This is a genomic window from Mycolicibacterium palauense (assembly GCF_002592005.1).
Classification (GTDB): domain Bacteria; phylum Actinomycetota; class Actinomycetes; order Mycobacteriales; family Mycobacteriaceae; genus Mycobacterium; species Mycobacterium palauense.
Genome location: NZ_NVQF01000155.1, coordinates 1 through 5,953 on the forward strand (window position 1 = coordinate 1; position 5,953 = coordinate 5,953).

General features: G+C 71.7%; 4 protein-coding genes and 2 pseudogenes. 1 reads left to right on the top strand and 5 read right to left on the bottom strand.

All coding sequences use genetic code 11. The annotated features are described in order from the left end of the window. Positions 1-128 precede the first annotated feature (128 nt). From CSR00_RS29070 to CSR00_RS29080, 3 genes are all read right to left on the bottom strand, one after another. Entirely contained in the window at positions 129-1,016 is an 888-nt protein-coding gene (locus CSR00_RS29070) for a phytanoyl-CoA dioxygenase family protein (protein WP_099025828.1), read from the bottom strand. A 111-nt stretch (positions 1,017-1,127) separates the two neighbouring features. After that, positions 1,128-1,376: a putative antibiotic biosynthesis monooxygenase gene (locus tag CSR00_RS29075; RefSeq protein ID WP_099025829.1), complete on the bottom strand. Its 249-nt coding sequence runs from the start codon at positions 1,374-1,376 to the stop codon at positions 1,128-1,130. Then, complete coding sequence (locus tag CSR00_RS29080; RefSeq protein ID WP_099025830.1) at positions 1,373-2,215, bottom strand: NAD-dependent epimerase/dehydratase family protein; 843 nt, start codon at positions 2,213-2,215, stop codon at positions 1,373-1,375. Before CSR00_RS29080 ends, CSR00_RS29075 begins: the two co-directional genes overlap by 4 nt. 90 nt (positions 2,216-2,305) lie before the next feature. Between CSR00_RS29080 and pdxR the strand changes: the two genes are divergently transcribed. Continuing rightward, on the top strand, positions 2,306-3,694 hold the full coding sequence (pdxR, locus tag CSR00_RS29085) for a MocR-like pyridoxine biosynthesis transcription factor PdxR (RefSeq protein WP_218014564.1): 1,389 nt from the start codon (positions 2,306-2,308) through the stop codon (positions 3,692-3,694). On the opposite strand, the pseudogene CSR00_RS29090 reads toward pdxR, so the two are convergent. Both CSR00_RS29090 and CSR00_RS29095 read right to left on the bottom strand, forming a co-directional pair. Then, positions 3,684-5,300 (bottom strand): annotated as a pseudogene (locus CSR00_RS29090) (alkaline phosphatase D family protein). The gene pdxR and the pseudogene CSR00_RS29090 overlap by 11 nt on opposite strands. A gap of 23 nt (positions 5,301-5,323) precedes the next feature. Next, a pseudogene (locus tag CSR00_RS29095) lies at positions 5,324-5,830 on the bottom strand (IS5 family transposase); the annotation flags it as partial. Positions 5,831-5,953: the final 123 nt, after the last annotated feature.

Consider the following 5,953-nt stretch of genomic DNA (forward strand, 5'->3'; position numbering starts at 1 on the left):
GGGTCGGCCTCGGCCGCGGGGGCTGGGGGATGTGTATGAGGGGCAGGATCAGGGAACCGGGGGCCCGGGTCGACGGTGATCGCGGGCCCGGCCCCGGCGAGGCCCGACCCGGCGCGGGCGTGGGTGCCTTACTCGCTGTGGGTCAGCTGATCGGCGAAGGACGCGCCGGCGTTGCCGTTGAGGCGGCTGGCGTCGAAGCCGTAGGCCACCGCGTCGCCGCGCACGGCCCGCAGCGGATCCTCGAAGTCGCGGAAATAGCCCATGGCCCAGGCGCCTTCCTGATAGCCGATCAGCTTGAGCAGGTCGTCGTCGAGGGTTCTGGCCACCTCCGGCGGGGTGGACAGGAACTGGTTCTCCTCCTGGCGGACCCAGCCGACGCAGTAGTTGACGTTGATGGCCCGGCGCACCTTCTCGGAGCGGTTGGCCGCCCCGCTGTGCACGATCTTGCCGGTGTAGATCAGCACCGAGCCACGCGACATCTCGGCCTGCAGGCATTCGTCGTCGGCGTAGTCGGTGGGCTTCTTGTCGCCGACCTGGCTGCCGGGCACCACCCGGGTGGCGCCCATCTCGGCGGTGTAGTCCGACAGTGCCCACAGCGTGTTGCACTGCACGTGGTAGTCGTCGGGGAACGGGTAGAAGTCGAAGGCGTTCTGATCGCGGTGCAGCGCCTGGTCGGATTCGCCGGGCTCGATCGAGATCACCTGGGTCAGCATCAGCTGAAATGCGCTGGCGTGTCCCAGGAAATCCCGGCACACCCCCAGCATGGTGGGGTTCTGGATCAGCGTTCGGCAGGCGGGGGAGCGGGCCACCAGCGCCCCGGTGCGCCGCGTCTTGCGTCCGATCATCGCGTTGTAGCCCATGGGCGTGGCGTCCAGGTAGGGCCCCAGTTCGTCGTCGATGCTGTCCATCAGCTCCGTGGGCACCAGGTTGTCGACGATCACGTAGCCGTCGCGGCGCAGGCAGTCGGACAACTCGGCGGGCGGCGTGGCGGCCGGGACATGGTGCAGCTCGGTCATGGGATCTCGTTTCGGGGCGCTGATGTACCGAAACGAGTATCGCCAGCGGTGCGTGTCGGCCGTGAAAAGCGGTGTCAACGCTGAGTAAAACGACTGCGGCGCCCTCGGTTTCTAGCCGTCGGGCTCCGCCTCGGGGCTCTCGGGTGCCGCCCAGCCCCGGGTGAGCCAGTGCAGCGCGGGCAGCAGCACCCAGTTCAGGACGGCCACCAGGACCGCGGCGTTGACGAACACCTCCAGCAGCGACGGCCACGGGTGCGCCAGCGGGCCCAGCAGCACGTGCAGGGCCAGGCTGACCGGCAGCACCGCCGAGAAGGTGAGCACCGCCTGCCGCCAGGTGCCGGGGCGAAACGGTCTGCTCACAGCGTGGCGAACCCGTCACGCCAGCTGGCGAACCGCGGCGCGAAGCCGCACCCGTGTGCGCGGGCGTTGGACACCGGGCGCCCGATGTCCCCGGATTCGGTGGCCACCGGCTCGGGGCCGCCGACCGCGGCGGCGAAACACGGTGCCCAGCGGTGCCCGGCGGCGGGTTCGTCGTCGACGATGTTGCAGATCCCGGGCGGCCAGTGCAGGGCCGCCGCGGCGGCGCGGGCGGCGTCGTCGACGTGGATGAACGACGCCACGGTCTCGGTGGCGCGCAACTGCCCGGCCCTGGCGTCGCGGCCGAAGCGGCCGTCGCGCGCATACCAGGTCCCCGGCCCGTAGAGCTGCCCGAAGCGCAGCACCACGCCGCGCGGCACGGCCAGGACTGCGGTCTCCAGCGCGTGCACCCCGGCGATGGTGGTGGCGCGCGGCGCGGGCGCGGCGAGGTCGAGCGGCTCGTCCTCGTCGGCGGGCGTGGTCCCCGGCCGGTACACCCACGAAATGCTCTCCGCCACAATGTGGTCCACCCCGCCGTGGGTGGCGGCGTCGACGAGGTTGCCGGTGCCGGTCGTGCGCAGCCGGGCGTTGCTGGCCGGGTCCCCGGCGCTCAGGTCGGTCAGCAGGTGCACCACCGCCTGCGGGCGGGCCCGCTCCACGCACCGCAACAGCGCGTCGCGGTCGTAGGCGTCGGCGAGTGCGGCCGTCGCGCCGAGCCCCTCCAGCAGCGCCGTCTTGGACGCCGAGCGGGTCATGGCGGTCACCTGGTGGCCGGCCGCGGTCAGCAACGGGATGAGTGCGCGGCCGAGCACGCCGGAGCCCCCGGCGAGGAAAACCCGCATTCGAAACCCCCTTTCCAGTGGTCGGCCCGTACCGTACGACGTGCACTGGACCACTCAACAGGTCCAGAGAACGCCCAGTATTCTGGTCCAGTGGACCGGCTGTTTCACCTGGACCCCGCGCTGCCGAAGGGCCGCGCGGTGCAGAACGCGCTGCTCGGCGCGGTCGCCGACGGTGTGCTGGCGCCCGGCACCCGGCTGCCGTCGACCCGGGAACTGGCCGCCGAACTCGGCATCTCCCGCACCACCGTGGTGGCGGCCATCGACGACCTGATCGCCGAGGGGGTGCTGACCACCCGGGCGCGCGCCGGGATCTACGTCGCCCGCGCCGGGGCCCCGGTCACCGGGCCGGACACCGCGGCCCCGCCGCCGGAGCCGCGGTTCGACCTGCGCCCCGGCCGCCCCGAGCGCGGCTCGTTCCCCACGGCGCGGTGGCTGGCCGCAACCAGGCGCGCGGCCGGCCACGACGAGTTCACCGCGGGGCACGGCGATCTCGCGGTGTCCGGTGGCCGCGGATCGCGGGCCCTGCGCACCGAGCTGGCCGCCTACCTGGCCCGCTCCCGCGGCGTGCAGACCACACCGGAACGGATCGTGGTGTGCACCGGCTTCCGCGGAGCCTGCACCCTGCTGGCCGCCGCCCTGGCCGCCGAGGGCGCCGGCACCGTCGCGATCGAGGATCCCTCCCTGCCGGGCATCGACCGGCCCTGGCGCACCGCCGGATTCGGCGTCCTCGACCTGCCCGTCGACGCCGACGGCGCCGACCTCACCGGGCTGGGCGGCGGTGCCGATGCGGTGCTGCTCACCCCGTCGCACCAGTTCCCGCTCGGCGGTGCGTTGAGCCCGCCACGGCGCCAACGGATCTGCGACTGGGCCGGCACTCACGGCGGCTACCTCATCGAGGACGACTACGACGGCGAGTTCCGGTTCGACCGGCACCCGATCGCGGCCCTGCAGCGCTCGGCGCCGCAGCACACCGTCTACGCCGGAAGCACGAGCAAGACCCTGGACCCCGGCCTGCGGCTGGGCTGGCTGGTGTTGCCGCCCGAGCTGGTCGACCCGGTGATCGACGCCGCCGACGCGCTGAGCGGCGGGGCCCCGCTGCTCAACCAGCTCGCGCTGGCCGAGCTCATCCGGACCGGTGACTACGAGCGCCACATCCGGCGGCAACGACGCGAATACGCCTGCCGCCGCGCATATCTGAAGGCCGCGCTGCGTGAGGCCGGGCACCCCGCACCCGGTATTCCCGCCGGCCTGCACGCACTGGTTCCCCTCGGCGACGACGTCGACCCCGCGGCGTGGGCCGCGGCGGCGCTGGCCGACGGCGTCGCGACCCACAGCCTGTCGCGGTACTCGCGCACCCGGCCCCAGCGCCCGGCGATCGTGGCCGGGTTCGCCACCCCCACCCGGGCGCGGTTCGGGCCCGCCGTCGCCGCGCTGCTCGGGGCGCTGCCGGCCCCGGCGCGCCGGGGCCTCAGCCGGTGAGCGAGGCCCGCGCGGCCGTCCGCAGATCGCCGGTGGCGCCGGGCTGTTCGAACACCACCTCGGCCGAGCGCCCCGCGGCCTCGAAGGTGGCGATGGTGTTGCCGAACAGCGGCCCGACCGTGTTCGTCCAGGACATCGGCAGCGCGGGCGAACCGGCCCGGCGCGCCCAGCGCCGCGTCACCCGGGCCAGGCGCTGCGACCAGCCCAGCGTGAAAACGGGTTTGACGTAGGCCGGGACGTAGTTGTGCACGGGGGAGCACACCAGCTGGTGGATGCGTGAGCAGGTGGCCCGGCCGAAGTCGGCGCGGGCGGCGTAGCTGTGGTGGACATCGCCGGAGAGCACGGTCACCGTCGCCGGGGCACTCGGCGATCGGGTGGCCGTGTCGGCGATCAATGCGCTCAGCCGCAGAAACGACGTCATGAACGCCGGCCAGTGCTCCAGGTCGGCGGCCTGGCGGATCTTCTCCCCGAGCCGGCCACGCAGACCCGGACGGGCGGCGGCGATCTCGTTGACCGTCTCCAGGTCGCCGACCACCGGCGGCAGCAGCCACGGCAGCGACGAACCGATCAAGAGATGATCCAGCGTGTCGGGGCGATCCTCGACCTGGCTCCGCAGCCAGGAGAACTGACTGTCGCCCAGCATCTTCTGCTCACCGCCGCCGAGGACGCGCGCGTTGCGCGAATCGACCATCACCAGGCGGCTGTGCCCGAAATCCCACCGGAAGCTGAACCGTACCCGCTCGTCGCCGCCGCCGTCGGCGCGGTCGGCGAAGTCGACCAGCAGCGGCCAGGTGTCCCCGTCGGCGGCCAGCACCGATTCGAAGTCCTTGTCGGCGAACAGTTCATCGGGGCTCAGATTCCCCAGGTGCTGATACACCCAGTAGGACGCCAGCCCGGCGCGGATCCGCTCGCGCCACCACGGCGTGGCGCTCATCGCGGCGCGCCACGCCGCCGAGGTGTTCCAGTCGTCGCGGATGTCGTGATCGTCGACGATCATCGCCGTCGGCACCGTGGAGAGGATCCAGCGGATCTCCGGATCGGTCCAGGTGTGCCGGTAGAGGTCCTCGTACTCGGAGTAGGTCACCACCTCGTCGGGTGGGTGGCGCGGCAGCCGGCGCCGGCCGGCCAGGTGCCGCCGGGCGTCGGGGGTCAGCTCGTCGGCATAGACCTAGTCGCCGAGCAGCAGCAGCGCGTCGGGGTACTTGTGGGTCGGCAGGCCGCTCATCCGGGCGGCGTAGCTGTCCAGGGCGTCGTGGCCGAGCCTGCAGTCCAGCTCGTCGATGCCCGTCTTCGGATACCGGCACGAGCCGAAGACCACCCGCAGGTGCTCCGCGGAGGCCGGGCCGCGGGTGCGGATGACGCTGGGCGGAAACCCGGAATCGGGCTGCGGCCAGACCCGGTGGCCGTCGACGTGCACCTGGTATTCGGTGGTCGAATCCGGGGCCAGGCCCTGCACCGGCACCAGCGCGTAGTGGTAGTCCTGGACCTGGAAGGTGCGCGCCGTGCAGCCCAGCACCGCCACCTCGGCCGGCGCGTCGGTCTGCACCCACACCGTCGCCGTCGTCTCGCCGACGTGACGCAGGACGGGGCCCAGCACGAGAGTCACCAAACCAGCCTAGGTGGTGTCTGTCAATTGCGGACGCGGTGGTTGATGATGATCGCGGCTAGGGTTACCCCTCCGAGGTAGCTCAGGGCGTACTTGTCGTATCGGGTGGCGATTCCTCGCCAGTGCTTGAAGCGGTTGAAGGATCGCTCGACGGTGTTGCGGTGCTTGTAGATTCGCCCCGAAAACGCTGGTGGTCGACCGCCCTTGCTTCCCTTGCTCTTGCGGCGTGCGATTTGGTCGCTGCGCTCGGGGATGGTGTGGGCGATCTTGAGTTGGCGCAACCGGGCGCGGGTCGAATCGTGTGAGTACGCCTTGTCGGCGAGCAACCGAAACTTCGGACCCCGGTGGGCGGTCAGCAGCGGCCACAGCATCGGGTTATCCCCGGCCTGCCCTGGTGAGAGTGCCATGCTGGCCGGGCTGCAGTGCTGATCGGCCAACGCGTGGATCTTGGTGGTCAACCCGCCGCGTGAACGGCCAATGGCGTGGTCATCGGGCTCATCAGGGTGTTTGTTGTAATTCGACAGATCCCCCTAATCAGAGTTATCGGGTCGGCTTTTGCGGCAGACTCGATGCCTGGTAGCCGCCGACGGGTGAGCACTCCTGCCCCCTGGACCTTGGAGTCCTAGACACAGATCGTGCCCCCGTTCGGTCGG